The sequence below is a fragment of the Streptomyces clavifer genome (assembly GCF_036345975.1).
In the GTDB taxonomy this organism is placed as follows: Bacteria; Actinomycetota; Actinomycetes; order Streptomycetales; family Streptomycetaceae; genus Streptomyces; species Streptomyces clavifer.
Genome location: NZ_CP107793.1, coordinates 1902078 through 1919408 on the forward strand (window position 1 = coordinate 1902078; position 17331 = coordinate 1919408).

At 74.2% G+C, this 17331-nt stretch carries 17 protein-coding genes; 2 read left to right on the top strand and 15 right to left on the bottom strand.

Going from position 1 to position 17331, the window contains the following annotated elements:
* Window positions 1-63: 63 nt before the first annotated feature.
* From lgt to hisI, 11 genes are all read right to left on the bottom strand, one after another.
* Window positions 64-1044 carry a prolipoprotein diacylglyceryl transferase gene (gene lgt, locus OG927_RS08095; RefSeq protein WP_330319907.1) on the bottom strand — a complete coding sequence of 327 codons (981 nt, stop codon included), beginning with the start codon at window positions 1042-1044 and terminating at the stop codon, window positions 64-66.
* Between the two features lie 73 nt (window positions 1045-1117).
* Window positions 1118-1939 (bottom strand): DsbA family protein, encoded by an 822-nt coding sequence (locus tag OG927_RS08100; protein WP_330319908.1) that lies wholly within the window; start codon window positions 1937-1939, stop codon window positions 1118-1120.
* 75 nt (window positions 1940-2014) lie between these two features.
* Window positions 2015-2827 (bottom strand): tryptophan synthase subunit alpha, encoded by an 813-nt coding sequence (gene trpA / locus OG927_RS08105; protein WP_056783975.1) that lies wholly within the window; start codon window positions 2825-2827, stop codon window positions 2015-2017.
* Window positions 2824-4104 (bottom strand): tryptophan synthase subunit beta, encoded by a 1281-nt coding sequence (trpB, locus tag OG927_RS08110; protein ID WP_124282635.1) that lies wholly within the window; start codon window positions 4102-4104, stop codon window positions 2824-2826. The genes trpA and trpB overlap by 4 nt, the downstream gene beginning before the upstream one ends.
* Before the next feature lie 136 nt (window positions 4105-4240).
* Window positions 4241-4429 (bottom strand): tryptophan biosynthesis modulator TrpM, encoded by a 189-nt coding sequence (gene trpM / locus OG927_RS08115; RefSeq protein ID WP_107103173.1) that lies wholly within the window; start codon window positions 4427-4429, stop codon window positions 4241-4243.
* Window positions 4430-4461: 32 nt separating this feature from the next.
* The gene (trpC, locus tag OG927_RS08120) at window positions 4462-5271 is read right to left on the bottom strand and encodes an indole-3-glycerol phosphate synthase TrpC (RefSeq protein ID WP_209470698.1); all 810 of its coding nucleotides are present in this window, start codon (window positions 5269-5271) and stop codon (window positions 4462-4464) included.
* 115 nt (window positions 5272-5386) lie between these two features.
* Window positions 5387-5905: a DUF2752 domain-containing protein gene (locus OG927_RS08125; RefSeq protein WP_079099546.1), complete on the bottom strand. Its 519-nt coding sequence runs from the start codon at window positions 5903-5905 to the stop codon at window positions 5387-5389.
* Between the two features lie 79 nt (window positions 5906-5984).
* Entirely contained in the window at window positions 5985-6236 is a 252-nt protein-coding gene (locus OG927_RS08130; protein WP_056783989.1) for an HGxxPAAW family protein, read from the bottom strand.
* A 94-nt stretch (window positions 6237-6330) separates the two neighbouring features.
* Window positions 6331-6990, bottom strand: coding sequence for a TIGR02234 family membrane protein (locus tag OG927_RS08135; protein ID WP_056783992.1), 660 nt, complete (start codon window positions 6988-6990; stop codon window positions 6331-6333).
* A gap of 6 nt (window positions 6991-6996) precedes the next feature.
* Entirely contained in the window at window positions 6997-8511 is a 1515-nt protein-coding gene (locus OG927_RS08140; RefSeq protein ID WP_056783995.1) for an anthranilate synthase component I, read from the bottom strand.
* Window positions 8512-8522: 11 nt separating this feature from the next.
* Complete coding sequence (gene hisI, locus OG927_RS08145; protein WP_056785856.1) at window positions 8523-8903, bottom strand: phosphoribosyl-AMP cyclohydrolase; 381 nt, start codon at window positions 8901-8903, stop codon at window positions 8523-8525.
* Window positions 8904-8988: 85 nt separating this feature from the next.
* Between hisI and OG927_RS08150 the strand changes: the two genes are divergently transcribed.
* Window positions 8989-9621: a TIGR03085 family metal-binding protein gene (locus tag OG927_RS08150; RefSeq protein ID WP_056783999.1), complete on the top strand. Its 633-nt coding sequence runs from the start codon at window positions 8989-8991 to the stop codon at window positions 9619-9621.
* A 51-nt stretch (window positions 9622-9672) separates the two neighbouring features.
* On the opposite strand, the gene OG927_RS08155 is transcribed toward OG927_RS08150, so the two are convergent.
* The 3 genes from OG927_RS08155 to OG927_RS08165 form a co-directional block, all read right to left on the bottom strand.
* On the bottom strand, window positions 9673-11271 hold the full coding sequence (locus OG927_RS08155) for a sodium/solute symporter (protein ID WP_274922959.1): 1599 nt from the start codon (window positions 11269-11271) through the stop codon (window positions 9673-9675).
* Window positions 11272-11495: 224 nt separating this feature from the next.
* The gene (locus OG927_RS08160; RefSeq protein ID WP_124282633.1) at window positions 11496-12845 is read right to left on the bottom strand and encodes a PucR family transcriptional regulator; all 1350 of its coding nucleotides are present in this window, start codon (window positions 12843-12845) and stop codon (window positions 11496-11498) included.
* Window positions 12846-13045: 200 nt separating this feature from the next.
* Window positions 13046-15796, bottom strand: a complete 2751-nt coding sequence (locus OG927_RS08165) for a LuxR family transcriptional regulator (protein WP_330319909.1) — start codon at window positions 15794-15796, stop codon at window positions 13046-13048.
* A 161-nt stretch (window positions 15797-15957) separates the two neighbouring features.
* Here OG927_RS08165 and OG927_RS08170 point away from each other — a divergent pair, with 161 nt between their 5' ends.
* Window positions 15958-16731: an alpha/beta fold hydrolase gene (locus OG927_RS08170; protein ID WP_056784011.1), complete on the top strand. Its 774-nt coding sequence runs from the start codon at window positions 15958-15960 to the stop codon at window positions 16729-16731.
* A gap of 114 nt (window positions 16732-16845) precedes the next feature.
* Here OG927_RS08170 and OG927_RS08175 read toward each other — a convergent pair whose 3' ends face one another.
* Window positions 16846-17310: a hypothetical protein gene (locus OG927_RS08175; RefSeq protein ID WP_056784014.1), complete on the bottom strand. Its 465-nt coding sequence runs from the start codon at window positions 17308-17310 to the stop codon at window positions 16846-16848.
* Window positions 17311-17331: the final 21 nt, after the last annotated feature.

Consider the following 17331-nt stretch of genomic DNA (forward strand, 5'->3'; position numbering starts at 1 on the left):
GTCACCGCACGCGAAGGGGCCGCCGGACCTCTCGGTCCGACGGCCCCTGTCCGTTCGGGTGCGTCAGCTCTTGTCGGCCTTCTGCGGAGACCCGTCGCCCTCCGGCGCCTTCGCCTCCGCATCGGTGTCCCGCACGTCGGCGTCCGGTGCGTCGGTGTCCTCCGCGGGGGCCGCCCCGGTGCCGTCCTCGCGTGCCTCGCCGTCCGCCTCGCCGGTCCCGGCGGGTTCGGCGGCGGCGGGCTCGACGATCTCCTCGCGGCCGGGGCGCATCCTGGCCGAGACCACGATGTACGTCACCGCCAGCACGAAGACGATGATCGCCGTCCAGACGTTGAGCCGCAGGCCCAGCACGTGGTGCGCCTCGTCGACGCGCAGGTACTCGATCCACGCGCGGCCCGCGCAGTACGCCGCGACGTACAGCGCGAACGCCCGGCCGTGTCCGAGCTTGAAGCGGCGGTCCGCCCAGACGACCAGCAGCGCGACGCCGAGGCACCACAGCGACTCGTACAGGAACGTCGGGTGGTAGGTGCCCGCCACCCGGTTCGCGCCCTCGCTGATCTCCACCGCCCACGGCAGATCCGTCGGCTTGCCGTAGAGCTCCTGGTTGAACCAGTTGCCCCAGCGGCCGATCGCCTGGGCGATGGCGATGCCGGGCGCCAGGGCGTCGGCCCAGGCGGGCAGCGGGATCCCGCGCCGGCGGCAGCCGATCCAGGCACCGACCGCGCCGAGCGCGATCGCGCCCCAGATACCGAGGCCGCCTTCCCAGATCTTGAAGGCGTCCACCCAGTTCTCACCGTCGCTGAAGTACAGCTGGTAGTCGGTGACGACGTGGTAGAGCCTGCCGCCGACCAGGCCGAAGGGCACGGCCCAGACGGCGATGTCGGCGACGGTGCCGGCTCTGCCGCCCCTGGCGATCCAGCGCTTGTTGCCGAACCAGACGGCGACGAAGACACCGATGATGATGCAGAACGCGTAGCCGCGGAGCGGGATCGGGCCGAGCTCGATCACCCCGGTCGACGGGCTGGGAATGAAGGCAAGGTTCATGACGGGGTCGACGCTACCCTGCCGGACGGGACGAGCGGCAAGCCGTCGGACAACTTCTGGGTAACGAGGCGGCTCATGGGGAGGGTGTAGCCCCTGCCGTGGCCGGTTTTCTGCCCTTGTTGGCCTCGGCCACCCACTTCTTGAGATGGGCGACGGAGATCTCCTCGTCCCCCTTCTTCGGGAAGATCGACTCACCGTTGAGCAGGGCGGTCGGCGTCCCCTGGAAGCCGCCCTCCCCGAAGGCGGTGTTGGATTTCTCGACCCAGCTGTCGTAGGTGCCGTCCTCCACGCAGTTGCGGAAGGCGGGCGTGTCCAGGCCGTCCACGGATCCCGCCAGCTCGATCAGCCTGCTGTTGTCGGCGAAGGAGTCGTCCGACTCTGCGGGCTGATTGCGGTAGAGCACGTCGTGGTAGGCGGCGAACTCTCCGGCGTCCTGGGCGCAGGCAGCCGCGTTGGCCGCCCGCAGGGATCCGCTGCCGCCGAGATTGCCGTCGATGATCGTGGCCAGGTGGTAGTCCACCTTGATCTGCCCGCTGTCCGCCAGCTCCGCGATCGTGTCGCGGAAGGCGTCCTCGAACTGGGCGCAGACCGGGCAGCGGAAGTCCTCCCAGACCGTGAGCGTGGACGGTGCGTCGTCCGCCCCCACCTGGAGGGTGAGGCCGTCCTTGCCGGTCGCGCCGGACGGGGTGGCCACGGGGCCCGCCTGGCTGTCGTTGTCGTCCTTGCCCGCGTTGGCGGCGATCAGGCCGACGACGGCGGCCAGCGCCAGCACCCCCACCACGGCGGTCGCGACGATCAGCGTGCGCCTGCGGCGCTCGCGCGCCCGGTCCAGCTCGCGCTGCTGTTCGAGCCGGTCGCGCGCGGCTCTCTTTCGCTCATCGTTCTTGTCACTCACACCGCGCAAACGAACCGGGGAGGCGCGTCAGCGCCTCCCCGGACCGAGGTCCACCCGTACGGATGACGACCGGGGTCAGCGCTTTCGAACGCCCTCGGCGAGTGCGCCGGCCAGCTCGCGGACGGCGAGGAGGCCGGCGGCCTCGTCCGGGGCGTCCAGCATCCGCTTGACGAAGGCCGAGCCGACGATCACGCCGTCGGCGAAGGCCGCGACCTGCCGCGCGTGCTCGGGCGTGGACACGCCGATGCCGACACAGACCGGCAGGTCCGTGGTGGCGCGGGTTCGCCGCACCAGTTCCTGGGCCTGCTCGCCGACCGACTCACGGGTACCGGTGACGCCCATGAGGGAGGAGGCGTAGACGAAGCCGGAGCCGGCCGCCGTGATGGCGGCGAGGCGTGCGTCCCGGCTGCTCGGCGCGACGACGAAGACGGTGGCGAGTGAGTGCTTCTCGGCGTGCTCGCGCCACAGTGCGGACTCCTGGACCGGCAGGTCGGGCAGGATGCACCCGGCGCCGCCCGCCTCGGCGAGCTCGGCGGTGAAGCGTTCCACGCCGTAGCGGTCGATCGGGTTCCAGTACGTCATGACGAGGACCGGGACGCCTGTGGCCTCGTGCGCCTCCCGGACCGTGCGCATGATGTCGGCGATCCTGACGCCGCCGCGCAGCGCGATGTCGTCGGCGGTCTGGATGACCGGCCCGTCGAGTACCGGGTCGCTGTGCGGGAGGCCCACCTCGACGATGTCGGCGCCGCCGGCGACGACCGCCTTGACCGCCTCGATGCCGCCGTCGACCGTCGGGAAGCCACCGGGAAGGTAGGCGATGAGCGCGGCCCGGTCCTCCGCGGCCGCCCTCGCCAGTGCCGATTCGAGAAGCTCTCGGTTGCCGCTCACCTGGTGACCTCTTCCTCTCCGTCGGCCACATCGGCCTCGACGACCCCGTCGGCGCCGTCGTACAGCCCGAAGTACCGCGCTGCCGTGTCCATGTCCTTGTCACCGCGGCCGGACAGGTTGATCAGGATCAGCCCGTCCCCGCCCAGTTCCCGCCCGACCTCCAGGGCTCCGGCCAGCGCGTGCGCGCTCTCGATGGCCGGGATGATCCCCTCGGTGCGGGAGAGGAGGCGCAGCGCCTGCATGGCGGCGTCGTCGGTGACCGCACGGTACTCGCCGCGGCCGATGTCCTTGAGGTAGGCGTGCTCCGGGCCGATGCCCGGGTAGTCGAGGCCCGCCGAGATGGAGTACGGCTCGGTGATCTGGCCCTCGTCGTCCTGGAGGACGTACGAGCGTGAGCCGTGCAGGATTCCGGGCTCCCCCGCGGTCAGGGTCGCCGCGTGCTCGCCGGTCTCCACACCGTGTCCGGCGGGTTCGCAGCCGATCAGCCGGACGCCGGCGTCCGGGATGAAGGCGTGGAAGAGGCCGATGGCGTTGGAGCCGCCGCCGACGCAGGCGATCGCGGCGTCCGGCAGCCGGCCGGTCCGCTCCAGGATCTGGCGGCGGGCCTCGACGCCGATGACACGGTGGAAGTCGCGGACCATCGCCGGGAACGGGTGCGGCCCGGCGACCGTGCCGAAGAGGTAGTGCGTGCGGTCCACGTTGGCGACCCAGTCGCGGAACGCCTCGTTGATCGCGTCCTTGAGCGTCCTGGAACCGGACTTCACGGCGATGACCTCGGCCCCGAGCATCCGCATCCGCGCCACGTTCAGCGCCTGGCGTTCGGTGTCGATCTCACCCATGTAGATGGTGCATTCGAGCCCGAAGAGGGCGCAGGCGGTCGCCGTGGCGACGCCGTGCTGGCCGGCTCCGGTCTCCGCGATGATGCGGGTCTTGCCCATGCGCCTGGTGAGCAGGGCCTGGCCGAGCACATTGTTGATCTTGTGGGAGCCGGTGTGGTTCAGGTCCTCGCGCTTGAGGAAGACACGGGCCCCTCCGGCGTGCTCGGCGAAGCGCGTGACCTCGGTCAGCGCACTGGGCCGGCCGGTGTAGTCGACCATGAGCGCGTTGAGCTCGGCGGCGAAGGCCGGGTCCGCCTTGGCCTTGTCGTACTCGACGGCCACCTCGTCCACGGCGGCGACCAGCGCCTCCGGGATGAACTTGCCGCCGTACGCGCCGAAGTACCCCTCGGCGCTGGGGATCAGACCCTCGGGGTCCGGGATGAAGAAGTCGGACGACATGCGACGTGCTCCTCGAATCGCAACGGGTGGTGTCACCGTATGCGCCGTGGGCGGAGCGCCGCGCCGGCCGGTGGACGGTCGGTGCGGTGGGGCGTGCGGATCCCCGCGGTACGGCGGGGACGACGGCCGGGGCTCGCTACGGCGCGGACCCCGTGCGCCATCGCATGCCGTTGACCTGTCCGGGCTCGTCACCGATCACGTACCGCACGCGCCGGCCGTGCACGCGCCGGGCGGGGGCGCGGCATCCGCGGGGGCGGCAGCCGCGCGCCAGCGGCGCGTGCGGGTCCCGGGCGCTCGCCCCGGCGGGGCGCAGGCCCGGCCGGATGCGGGGTGCGGGACGGACGGGCACGGGTGCGGTCAGCCCCGTCCGTGCCGGAGCGCCGGGTGGGTGCCGGCGGCGACCAGGTCGGCGACGGCGGCCCGCGGGTCGCGGCCGGTGACGAGGGACTCGCCGACCAGCACCGCGTCGGCGCCCGCATTGGCGTAGGCGATGAGGTCGTGCGGGCCGCGGACACCGGACTCGGCGACCTTGACGATGTGGTCGGGGATCTCGGGGGCGACGCGTTCGAAGGTGGAACGGTCGACCTTGAGGTCCTTCAGGTTGCGCGCGTTGACACCGATGATCTTCGCTCCGGCGTCCACGGCACGCTCCGCCTCCTCCTCGTCGTGCGCCTCGACGAGCGGCGTCAGGCCGATCGACTCGGCGCGCTCGATCAGCGAGACCAGCGCCTCCTGGTCGAGGGCGGCGACGATCAGCAGGGCGAGGTCGGCGCCGTACGCCCGTGCCTCCCACAGCTGGTACGAGGTGACGATGAAGTCCTTGCGCAGGATCGGGATGTCGACCTTGGCGCGGACGGCCTCCAGATCGGCGAGCGAACCGCCGAAGCGGCGCTCCTCGGTGAGGACCGAGATGACGGACGCTCCGCCGGCCTCGTAGTCCGCGGCGAGCGCGGCCGGGTCGGCGATGGCGGCCAGGGCGCCCTTGGAGGGGCTGGAGCGCTTCACCTCGCAGATGACGGTCACGCCCTCGCCGCGCAGGGCGGCGACTCCGTCCTTGGCCCGGGGAGCGCGCGCGGCGCGTTCCTTGAGCTCGTCGAGGCTGACACGCGTCTGCCGCTCCGCGAGGTCGGCGCGAACGCCTTCGATGATCTCGTCGAGCACACTCACGCGAGCGGCCCCCTTCCGGAACGGTGATGAGGGAACAGGATCAGCCGTTCCGATGGTATCCGCAGGAGGCCGCGGGGCCCGCATCCGGTGACGTGCCGTCCCACTACCTGGGCGGTCACGGCGCCAGCCCTGACCCGAACGGCAGATTCCGGACGACCGTGAAGACCAGCAGTACGGCGCCCAGGCCCCACAGGTAGGCGGGCGCGAGGCCGATGCGCAGGGGCTGTCCCCGGCCGGCGCGGACCATCCAGAGCAGCCACACCGCGGCGAAGGCGACGTAGCCGAGGACCGCCGGGGCGTTGGAGCCCAGCGCCGCGACGAGGTCGCCGTGGGCGAAGGCGTGCGCGCTGCGCAGCCCTCCGCAGCCGGGGCAGAGCAGTCCGGTGAACCGGAGCATGGGGCAGACCGGGTAGTGGCCGGGTTCGTTGGGGTCGACGGTGGCCACGTAGCCGAAGGCCGCGACGACGGCCGCCATGGCCCCGACGGGCGGGGCGAGCCGCCGCAGCCGGGAGAGGGGGACGGGCGCCGTGGGGACCACGGGTCCGTGTCCGGGCGGGGGTGCCGGGGCGTCCCCACCGGGCTCTGCCGCTGAGGGGGCCGGGCCCGGGTCGGCGGGTGATGCTGAAGCGTCCACCCGCCGATTGTCCCCGCTGACGCGGGAAGGCGCAGCCCGGTCCGGGCCGCGCCTCGCGTCGTGTCCCTGCACCGGCACGTCAGGAGGAGATCTGCGCCTGTCCGGCGCGGGCCCTGGCCGCGGCCATCTCGGCCGACTCCTTCGGCATGCCGAGGCCGGCGATCTTCATGGCGAGACCGACGGCCCCGCCGAGGAGGGTGACGACGATTCCGGCCCAGAAGCCGAGCGGGTTCGCCGCGACCATGAAGACGCCTGCGATGCAGAAGCCGATGAAGCAGATGATGACACCGGTCCAGGCGGCCGGGGTGTGTCCGTGGCTGCTGCCCGCCATGAGTTGCTCCTCGTTGGTGTTGCGCTAAAGGTATCGCTGTTCAGAAAGCTCGGTGCCATTGTCCCGTACGTGCCGTGGGACCCGAGCCCGGGGGTCATGCCTCGCGCGTCGGATCCTCGCCGCGGTCCAGGGCCTTCCACAGGTCCTCGGGCCGGCCGGGGTCCGGTGCGGTGCGGGGGGCCCGGCGGGGCCGGGGTGCGCCCTCGCGGTCGTACCGTCCCGACATGGCGGGCCAGCGGCTGCCGTAGCGCAGGGCGAGCAGCCCCGCGAGCAGGATCAGCAGTCCGCCGACGGCCGTGACGTACGGCCACGCGGTGTGGCTGAGGGCCTCGATGCCGGCCGAGGCGTCGCCGGTGGTCTGCGCCGCCTTCTCGTCGAGCGCCTCGCTGTCCGACGCTCCGGCGTAGGCGCTCAGCCCGGCGCCGAGGCCGCTGAGGGCCAGCAGCCCGGCGACGACCACGCGTCCGCCGCGGCGGACGGCGAAGACGGCGACGAGGGCGGCGAGGCCGACGACGGCCAGGGCCGCCGGGAGGCCGGTGACGTCCTGGCCGTCCGCGCTCAGCGGCAGCGTGCCGCCGCCGACGGCGGCCCTGCCCTCCGCCCAGGTCTGCCCGGACGCGAGCAGTACGACGGTGGCGCCGGCGGCCCCGAGGAGCAGGCCGGCGCCGAGGCTGCGGCGGCTTCCTGCGCTGTCGGGCGCGGAGGCGGCTCGGGCACGGGGCTGGGGTACGGGTACGGCGCTCACGTACTCCACTATCCCCTACCGCGTCGCCGGCCCGTCCCGGTGGGCCCCGAGCCGGTTCGCCGTGTGGACGGCGCGCAGGACCGCGGCGGCCTTGTTGCGGCACTCGGTGTCCTCGCCCACCGGGTCGGAGTCGGCCACGACGCCCGCTCCGGCCTGGACATAGGCGGTGCCGTCACGGAGCAGGGCGGTCCGGATGGCGATGGCGGTGTCGGAGTCCCCGGCGAAGTCGAGGTAGCCGACGCAGCCCCCGTACAGGCCGCGGCGGGTGGGTTCGAGCTCCTCGATGATCTGCATGGCCCGCGGTTTGGGGGCTCCCGAGAGGGTGCCGGCGGGAAAGCACGCGGTGAGGACGTCGAAGGCGCTGCGGCCCTCGGCGACGCGCCCGGTGACGGTGGAGACGATGTGCATCACGTGCGAGTACCGCTCGACGGACATGAAGTCGACGACCTCGACGCTGCCGGGTTCGCAGACCCGTCCCAGGTCGTTGCGGCCGAGGTCGACGAGCATCAGGTGCTCGGCGCGCTCCTTCGGGTCGGCGAGGAGTTCGTCGGCGAGCGCCTGGTCCTCCTGCGGAGTGGCGCCGCGGTGCCGGGTCCCGGCGATCGGGTGGACCATGGCCCGGCCGTCCTCGACCTTGACGAGCGCCTCCGGGCTGGAGCCGACGACGTCGAAGCCGTCGAAGCGGAAGAGGTACATGTACGGCGACGGGTTGGTGGCGCGCAGGACCCGGTAGACGTCCAACGCGGTTGCCGTGCAGGGCGTTTCGAAGCGCTGGGAGGGCACCACCTGGAAGGCCTCGCCGGCCCTGATGCGCTCCTTGATGTCGTCGACGGCGTCCTGGTAGGCCGGGCCGCCCCACAGGGCGGTGTACGGCGGGAGTTCGGAGGGCGGCAGGACTGCGGGGGCGTTCTCGACGGGCCTGGACAGGTCCCGCTCCATGGCGTCGAGCCGGGCCACGGCGTCCGCGTGGGCCTCGTCGACGCCGGAGTCCAGGTCGTTGTGGTTGATCGCGTTGGCGATCAGCAGGACCGTGCCGTCCCCGTGGTCGAGCACGGCGAGGTCGGAGGTGAGCAGCATCGTCAGCTCGGGGAGCTTCAGGTCGTCGCCGCCGTGCTCGGTGATCTTCTCCAGCCGGCGCACGACGTCGTAGCCGAGATAGCCGACCATGCCTCCGGTGAACGGGGGCAGGCCTTCTCCGCCGACCAGGTCGCGAGGGGTGTGGAGGGTCTCGACGGTGGCGCGCAGCGCCTGCAGCGGGTCCCCGTCGAGGGGGACGCCGACGGGCGGGGTGCCCACCCAGCGGGCCTGACCGTCGACGGCCGTGAGGGTGGCCGCGCTGCGCACCCCGATGAAGGAGTAGCGGGACCAGGTGCGGCCGTTCTCCGCGGATTCGAGGAGGAAGGTGCCGGTGCGCTCGGCCGCGAGCTTGCGGTAGAGCCCGACCGGGGTGTCCCCGTCCGCGAGGAGCCGGCGGCTGACGGGGATGACGCGGCGGTCGACGGCGAGCTTGCGGAACGTCTCGAGATCCATGGCGGCTGACCTTACTGGGGCGCGGAGAGCGGGAGGACGTCTGCGTCGAAGCAGGTGCGGTCGCCCGTGTGGCAGGCGGCACCGGTCTGGTCGACCTTCACCAGGACGGTGTCGGCGTCGCAGTCCAGGGCGACGGACACGACCTTCTGGATGTGGCCGGACGTGTCACCCTTGACCCAGTACTCCCGGCGGCTGCGTGACCAGTAGGTGCAGCGGCCCGTGGTGAGGGTGCGGTGCAGCGCCTCGTCGTCCATCCAGCCGAGCATGAGCACCTCGCCGGTGTCGTACTGCTGCGCGATGGCCGGGACCAGTCCGTCGGGGCCGCGCTTGAGGCGGGCGGCGACGGACGGATCGAGGCTGCTGGCGGGCGGGGTGCCGGGCGTGCTGGTCATGCGCTCCATTGTGCCGCGCCGGACGGGGCCGTCCGGGTGGGCGTCCATTGGGCGGACCATGGGGGACGGTCGTACGCTGGCGTGCATGTCGACCCATGCGAAGCGTGAACGTCTTCTGCTCGCCGACCTGTTGGAAGCGGCGGGTCCTGAGGCACCGACCCTGTGCAACGGCTGGAAGACCCGTGATCTGGCCGCCCATGTCGTGGTGCGCGAGCGCCGTGCGGACGCGGCCGGCGGGATCGTGCTGGGTGTGCTGAAGAACCGGCTGGAGCGGGTGCAGGCCGAATTCGCCGCGAAACCTTACGAGGAACTGATCCAGCTGCTCCGCACGGGACCGCCGCGGATGTCACCCTTCGGGCTGAAGCAGCTGGACGAGGCGGCCAACACGGTCGAGTTCTACATCCACGCCGAGGACGTGCGCCGGGCCCAGCCCGACTGGTCCCGGCGCGACCTGGACCCGGTCTTCGCCGATGTGCTGTGGTCCCGTACCGAGAAGACGGCCAGGATGCTGGGCCGCCGGGCCCCGGTCGGTGTGGTGCTGCGGCGCCCCGACGGCCAGACGGTGGTGGCGCACAAGGGCACCCCGGTGGTGACGGTCACCGGGGAGCCGGGTGAGCTGCTGCTGTTCGCCGCGGGCAGGCAGGACGCGGCACGGGTGGATCTGGACGGCGACAAGGACGCGCTGGCCCGGCTGCGTACGGCGGAGCTCGGGCTGTAGGACCAATCGTCGAGCTGCCGGGGCCGGGCGGCACCGCCCGGCCCCGGCGGCTCAGGCGCCGCCACCCGCCCGCGCGGGCGGGTGGCGCGTCCGGTGGCGGGGCCCGTCGTGCGGTGTGTCCCGTACGGGTCTCGACCCCAGAAGTCCGAGGAGGAATCCGGCGGGAATCGTGACCAGGCCCGGCGTCTGGAGCGGGAACACGTCGAAGTCCCACTCGGGGAAGAGCGCGACGGGGGTGCCGGAGAACGCCGGCGAAAGGATCATCAGGGCCACGATCAGCGGCAGCGTTCCGTATACCGTCCAGCGCACCCCCCGGGCGTTGAAGCCCGGCCGGAAGAGGGCGTACAGCAGGACGGGCGGCAGGACCGAGGCCGCCGCCGCGAACGACAGGGAGAGCAGCACCTGGGGGTTGCGGTCGTGGGTGTACGCCGAGAGGAGCACGGCGAACGCCCCGATGGCGAGGACGGCCCAGCGGGCCCGGCGGATCTCCCGGCCTGACGCCTTGCCGGTGCCCTGGGCGCCGGACTTCACCGCGAAGTCGCGGGCCAGGGAGGAGGCGGCGGCCAGGGTGATGCCGGCCACCGCGGCCAGGGTGGTGGCGAAGGCGGCGCAGGCCACGAGCGCGAACAGCGGGCTGTCCCGCGGACCGTCGGCGCCGGGGTCCAGGGCACTGGTCACCATCAGCAGCGCGGTGCCGCCCGCCGGATCGGCGGCGCGCAGGAGGTCCCGCCCGATCAGGGCGGAGGCGCCGAGTCCGACGATGACGATGCCGGTGCACAGGAGGGCGACCGGGGCCACCGCCCAGACACCGGCCCGGCGCGCGGTCAGGGCGTCGCGTATCGGGTGCAGCCGCATCGTGATGTGCGGCATGCAGGCGGCGCCGAGGACGAGGGTGAGCTGGAAGCCGATCAGGTCGAGGCCCCCCGCGAGGCCGTGGCCGAACTGCAGGCCGGGCATCGCGTAGTCGCCGCCCGCCTTACTGCCCACTTGGGCGGCGTCGAAGAGGGCGAACGGGGACCAGTCGAAGCGGGCGAGGACGAGCCCCGCGAGGAGGGTGACGGCGGCCAGCACCACGGCGACCTTGAGGATCTGGATGAAGCCGGTCCCGCGCATGCCGCCGAACGCCGAGTAGCAGACCATCAGGGCGCCGCTGGCGACCGTGCAGCCGGTGAGCGCACCGTCGGGGAGCCCGAACATCGCCGTCATGACGTGCCCGGCGGTGGTCAGCTGGACGAGCAGCAGGGGGGCGAGGACGACGAGCGTGGCGATGCCCAGCGCGCGGCGTACGGAGCCGTCCCCGAGCCGGTCCGCCAGGAAGTCGCCCAGGGTGAACACCCCCTGGCGGCGCAGCCGTTCGGCGAAGAGGCGCATGACCAGGACCAGCGAGGCGACGGTGGCGAGGGCGAACAGGACGCCGTCGAATCCGGCGAGCGCGACGGATCCGGTGGTGGAGAGCAGGGTGGCCGCGGACACGTAGTCACCGGCGATGGCGAGCCCGCCGCCTACGGGGCCGAGGGAGGCACCGCCCGCGTAGAAGTGTTCCGGGTCGTCCTGGTCCGCCGCGGCCAGACCGCACAGCAGCAGGGACACCGCGACGAAGCCGAGGAAGATGACCACGGCCAGGGACCGTGCGTCGATCGCGCCGCTCACCGGGTTCGCTCCGCCGGTTCGGCCGTACAAGGGGCAGCTGATGGCATGCGCGCCAGGGCATCAGGCGCGAAGGGCGCGGTACAGGGGGCGGGGCGTGGGCGCGGCGCCCGTACAGCCCTCCCGGCCCGGTCGTGTGCGTCCGCACAACGTCACCGCCGGACCTGGGAGTCGTGCGTTGCGCGGGGACGGGCCGGCGCGGCGCCCCGTGCGGCGCCGGCCCCGTCTCAGCCGCCCAGGAGCCGCCGCGCCGCCAGGGCCAGCGAGACCTCGACGGCGTCCGAGGGCCGCGTCAGGCAGCGCCCCGTCAGCTGCTCGAACCGCCGAAGCCGGTTCAGCACCGTGTTGCGGTGGCAGTACAGCCGCGCGCCGGCCCGCTGCGCCGACCCGTCGGAGTCGAGCCACGCGGTCAGCGTCTCGATGATCACGTCCCGGTCCGAGGGGTCGAGCCGGTCGAGCGGCCCGAGGACCCGGTCGGCCAGCGCGGTGCCGAGGCCGGGTGAGGATACGACGAGCGCGGTCGGCAGGTGCTCGTCGAGCAGGACGGTGCCGCCGGACGCCGGGCAGGCCCGCAGCGCCGTCTCCGCGAGGCGCCGGGCGTCGCCCACCGAGGCGAGCCCGTCGACCACGGAGCTGATCCCGATCCGGGTGCCGGGCGGCGCGGTCAGGTCCGCGGCCACCGAGGCGAGTGCGTCCCGCCCCGGGGTCCCGGACGGCCCGCCGTTGGCGTCGGCGTCCCCCTCGCTCGGGACGGCCTCGTGGGCCGCGGCCGGTACGGCCTCCAGCGGCAGGACGGCCAGTTCCGTATCACCCGCCGTGTGCCAGAGCACGTGCGTCCCCTCGGGCAGGGTCAGCGGCGGCCGGTCCGTGCCGTGCGGCGCGCGGCGCGCGGTGGCGACCGCGAGCACCGCGTACCGCCCCTGCACGGGGAGCCCCAGCATCGCCGCGGCGTCGGGCAGGTCGGCGATCCGGGCGGTGCCGTCCAGCAGCGCCGCCGTCATCAGGCGCTGCTGGTTCTCGCGGCGCCAGGTGAGGCGCCGCTCGGCCTGCCGGTACGCCTCGGCGACGACCCCGCAGTGCTCGTCGACGAAGTTCCAGACGTCCGCCGCGACATGGACGAGCAGCCGGATGTCCTCGGGGTGGCGGCGGGCGGTGTCGTCGACCAGGTCCTGCCAGACCATGGCCCCGCCCATCCGGAAGGCGTGCATGACCGCGTCGAGCGGTACGCCCTGCTCGGCGCGGGTCTCGCCGATCCACCGGGAGGTGCGGTGGGCGGCGTCGCGGAACTCCCGGGGCTGGATCAGGGAGGCGACGTTGTGCCGCAGCGAGTGGTGGACCTCCTGCCAGATCTCGGCGGGCTCGGCCTCGATCGCGGTGCGGTAGGCGGGCTCCTGCTCCCGCAGCGCCTCGACGAGCCGGTCCGTGAGCTCCGGCAGCGACTCCAGGAGCACGCGGGCCGCCCGGTGGAGCACGGCGACGGCCTCGCGGTCGGCCAGGGAGCGGAAGCGGTGCGGCAGCGGGGCGACGGGGGGCGGTCCGTGCAGCGCCCTGATCCGTGAACGTACGACCTGTGGCATGGCGGCCTCCACCGGGAATCGGCCGGCTCCGGATAAGCCGGCCCGGTGCGCGGCCGGCCCCGGCATTGGGCAGGCGCACACCGAATGATCCTGACGACCGCAGAATGGCATACCGCCCGGTCGGTACCTAGGGGTGTGCGCCGTTCTTCTCATCACGGTCCTGCAACCTCGCCGTAACAGCCGGTGCCCGCCGGGTCCGGTCAGCGGTCCAGCAGCCGTGCGAGCTCGGTCCGGGACCGCACTCCGAGCGCGGCGAAGACGTTGCGCAGATGGTGGTCGACCGTCCGCGGGCTCACCGAGAGCCGCAGCGCCACCTCGCGGTTGGTGGCGCCCTCCGCCACGCAGCGGGCTATCCGCTGCTGCTGCGGGGTCAGACCGGCCAGCGGCCCCGCGGCGCCCTGGTCCGGCACGTCCACCGCCTCACCGGCCGCCCGCAGTTCCCCGCCCGCCCGGTCGGCCCAGGCGCGGGCGGAGCAGCGCTCGAAGGCGACCAGGGCGTCGCGCAGCGGGCCGCGCGCCTCACGGGTGCGCCGGCGCCTGCGCAGGGACTGGCCGTGGAGCAGCTGGGTGCGGGCCCGCTCGAAATCGCCTCCCGCCCGGTCGTGGTGGGCGAGCGCAGCCTCGTAGTGCGCGGCGGCCTCGTCCGGGGGCGCCAGCAGCGCGCGGCAGCGGGCCAGCTGGGCGGGGACCTGCGGGTCGGTGGTCCGGTCCGCCCACAGCGCGAACTCGGCGACGGCCGCAGCGAGATCGCCGGCTCCTTCGTCCGCGCGTCCGGAGAGGACCACGGCCTCGACGTAGCACGGTACGGCGAGCAAGCGGGTCGCGAAGTGCCCCGCCCTCGGGCCCGGCCTGACGAGCGGTCCGAGCCTGGCCGCCGCCGCGCCGGGCCGTCCGGCCGCCAGGTCCGCGCGGGCGACCGCCCAGGTGGCGAGCATGGCCGCCTGGGTCAGGCCGTGCGGCCCCGCACCGGCGAGGGCGGCGTCGGCATGGGCGGCGCAGGCCTCGGCGGGCCCTTCGACGGAGGCGGCGAGCGCGAGCACGGCGTGCAGATGGGTGGCCCCGTTGGGCTGCCCCGTGCGCCGGGCGGCGTGCAGGCCCTCCAGCGCGTGGGCGCGGGCCCTGGCGTGCTGCCCGGCGCGAAGTTCGGCGTAGGCGAGCTGCTCCAGGGCCTGCGGGAGCAGGGCGTCCGGCCCCCGGGTGCGTACGGCGGCGAGGGCGCGGGCCCCGGTCCGGCATGCCTCGTCGACCTCGCCGAGCACCAGGGCGCAGACGCCCGCCCGCAGCAGCTCGCCCGGACTGTCGGATCGTTCCGCGGTGTCCAGGCAGCACCGCAGCAGCGCGTGGCCCCGCTCGGTGCGCCCGGCGAGCACGGCGCACATCCCGGCCCGGTACTGCGCCATGGTCCGGTCGCTGGCGGGGACGGGTACGCGGGTCATGGCATCCAGGTAGGCGATGGCGTCCCCCATGTCCCAGGCGGCCTCCGCGGCACCGAACAGGGCATCCAGGGTTCGGCGCGCGTCGTGCGGCGCCAGCAGGGACGCCGCGGTCAGGAGGGCCTCACGGGCGTCGGCGGCCGGCCCGTCGCGCAGTGCCAGCATGCCGCGCACGTAGGGCGCGGCGCCCCCGGCGAGGTGGGCGCCAACGCGGGCCATCAGGGCGCGGGCCCGGCCGGCGTCCCCGGCCAGCCTGGCCTGGTCTGCGGCGGCGGTGAAGCGCGCGGCGCGCACCGCGTCGTCGGTGGAGAGCGCGGCGGCACGGGCCAGTGCGGCCGACCGCTCGGCGTGCGGGTGCGGGGCGGCGGCCGCCGCCTCCAGCTGTCCGGCGAGCGCGGCGTCCGGGCCGGGTACGGCGCAGGACAGCTGGACGAGTGCGGGCAGCGAGGGTGCGCCCGGCCCGGCGAGCAGCGACGAGAGGAGCTCGTGCACGGCCCGGCGCCGTCCCGGCGGAGCCCGGTGCAGGACCGCGCGGCGCAGCAGCGGATGGCTGAAGTGCACCCGGCTGCCGGATCGTTGGAGGGCTCCGGCGCTACCGGCGGGGGCGAACAGGACCCGGTCGAGGTGGGCGGCCGACAGCCCGGCACCGGCTCCGGCCCGCAGCAGCAGGGCGGCGTCCGTCCCCGCCCCCTCCGGCTCGTGCTCCTCCGCCGCGGCGGCCAGCAGGAGGAGGGTGCGGGTGTCCGGGGAGAGCCCGTCGAGCTGTGCGGCGTGGGCGTCCAGGACGCTCTCGCCGCCGGGCAGCGGATAGGGCAGCGCGGTGCGCCCGGCCAGTTGGTCGGGGGTGAGGCGGCCGACGAGTCCGGCCAGCAGCCGCGGGTTGCCGGCCGCCTCCCGGACGAGTTCGCTGCGCACGACGGGGTCGACGTCGCCGGTGCCCTCGGTGAACCGGTCCAGGAGGGCGGCGGTCGCGTCGGCGTCGAGCGGGCCGAGGCGGAGCGCGGGCAGCCCTGCGAAACAGGTCTCGTCGGCGGCGCCGATCACCACGGCGACCCGGCTGCCCGCGCCGAGCCTGCGGGCCACGAAGCCGAGTGCGGCCCGGGAGTCGGGATCCCAGGCGTGCGCGTCGTCCACGCAGACCAGCAGGGGCTGTTCGGCACCCATCGCGCGCAGCAGCGTGAGCAGGCCGCCGGGGCTGATGCCGGAGCGCAGGACCCGGTCGGGCGGGACGGGGAGCGGGCCGGGGGCGGAGCAGAGCAGGGCGTGCAGCCCGCTGTAGGGCAGTCGTTCCTCGGCGGGGGACGCGGCGGCGTACAGTACAGGCCCGTCACGTCCCGCGCGGTAGACGGCGGCGGTCCGGTCCAGCAGGGCGGTGCGGCCGAGGCCGGGCGGTGAGCTCAGCACGAGCGCTCCGCCGTCCCCTGCCCGCAGCCGTCCCAACAGGGCTTCCAGGATGGCGAGTTCACCGCTGCGGCCGTACAGCCGGAGCGGACTGTGCACGGTCGTCGATGGGGTCACGCTCTCACGTTACTTCCGCGTAAACAGCGTCGGAAGGTTCGCGTCCGCCCCCCGTCCCGGGGTGGCCCGGTGCGGTGCGCGCTCCCAACAGAAGGCGGTCCGGACTGTGCGGGGGCACAGTCACGGCACGGTCCGCGGCGCCACGCCCGTAACGTCGGTGCATGACTGATGAATTCCGTACACACGACGGTCTGACCCTGCGGTACTGGTCCTGGTCGCGGAACCCGGACCGTGCCCTGCCCCCGGTCGTGCTGCTGCACGGCTTCGCCGTCCACGCACGGCTGAACTGGGAGGGCCCCGGGACGGTCGAGGCCCTGGTCGCGCGGGGCCGCCGGGTGTACGCCCTGGATGCGCGCGGTCACGGCGAATCGGACAGGCCGCACGACGACACGTTCTACGGGGAGTCGCTGATGGCCCGCGACGTCCGTCTGCTGATCGACCGCACGGGGGCGGACCGCGTGCACCTGGCGGGCTATTCCATGGGGGCCGTGGTGGCGCTGCTCGCGGCGGCCGACGACGCCCGGGTCAGCCGGCTCGTGGTCGGCGGGATAGGCGCGGGCGCGGTGGAGGTCGGCGGTCTGGACACCCGGGCGATGCCGCCGGAGCTGGTCTCGGCGGCGCTGACGGCCGAGGACGCGGCGGACGCACCCGAGCGGACGCGCGGCTTCCGGGTGCTGGCCGACGTGTCGGGCGCCGACCGGCTGGCGCTGGCCGCGCAGATACGGGCCGTGCACCGGGACGCGCTGCCGCTGGACCGGATCACGGTCCCGACGCTCGTCCTCGCCGGTGCGGGCGACCCCCTCGCGACCCGGCCCGAGGTGCTGGCCTCGGCGATCGCGGGGGCGGAGCTGACCGTGCTGCCGGGTGACCATCTGACGGCCGTGCGCGACCCCGGGTTCGCCGAGGCCATCGCCTCGTTCCTCGCCCGGGACTGAACGGCGCGAAGGTCCCGCGGCGGCGGACGCCGGCTGCGGGAAGGGGCCGGACCCCACGGCCCCCGGCTCGGCTCCGCCGGGGTACCGGCGCCGCCCCCTCCCTCGGTGCGGTACTCAGTCGCGTACCGGGCAGTCCTCCTTAGCGGGTCGCCGGGCGGCCTCGGTGGCCGGTCCCAGGGGGGCGGGGAGGGTGAACTCCGTGCACGACGCGGGCTCGTCGGCCAGGGCCGGGACCGTCGTGACGAGGATGCGTACGGCACCGTCGTCCGGCCGGTCCACCCGCCAGGGGTCGGCCCGCGCGATGCGGTCGATCTCGGAGTCCGCGAGTTCCCCGTCACGGGCCGCGTCCGCCAACTGCCGGGCGAGGCCCGCCACCTGGAGGCGCTGGTTCTCCGTACGCGTGCGGTCGGCCCCCTCGGGCAGCCGGTCCCCCAGCCACCACAGGAGCGTTCCCGCGGCTGCCAGGACGAGCGCCGCCAGGGCGGCCAGGACGACAACGACGACGACGCCTGCCGACCGGCGCGCCTTCGCGCGTCCGGCCGGCAGGCCCGTCGGAGGGTGTTCCGTGTGAGCGGTCATGTCACCAACGGTCGTACCGCA